Below are 405 nucleotides of genomic sequence, written 5' to 3' on the forward strand. Positions count from 1 at the left end.
TTATTATCCGCAGTGGCTGCACGGGGGGATAAGTGTTTCATAAAGGGTCTCATAGCGTTAATTTTGAACAAAAATTATTTGTTCAGGAGGAGGATATGAAAATACTGTTCGCTTTTGTCATGAACTGACTGTTTGTTAACGGACAAATCATGACCCGTTCATCAATGTTTGCGGGTGGCTCGCCTGGTGTGGGGACACGTTCACCCCGCTGAGCAGCCTGGGCCAGTGCACGCAGCAACAATCCGGTGTCAGGAAGAATAATATCAGCGATGCACTGTTTTTTGATTATTCGGCCTGTTATGACGCAGAAGAAGACTCCAGAAAACCGGTTTATGCGAACTGGGGTAGTGGCTCAAACGGCTTTGCCGTCTGTGACGGCAAAGCAGGCTATGGTGCGGCAGGATT

At 48.1% G+C, this 405-nt stretch carries 1 pseudogene; it reads right to left on the reverse strand.

The annotated features are described in order from the left end of the window. Window positions 1–82 precede the first annotated feature (82 nt). A pseudogene (locus E0D98_RS28300) lies at window positions 83–241 on the reverse strand (integrase); the annotation flags it as partial. Window positions 242–405: the final 164 nt, after the last annotated feature.

Source organism: Escherichia sp. KCJ4928, from assembly GCF_004352695.1.
In the GTDB taxonomy this organism is placed as follows: Bacteria; Pseudomonadota; Gammaproteobacteria; order Enterobacterales; family Enterobacteriaceae; genus ECMA0423.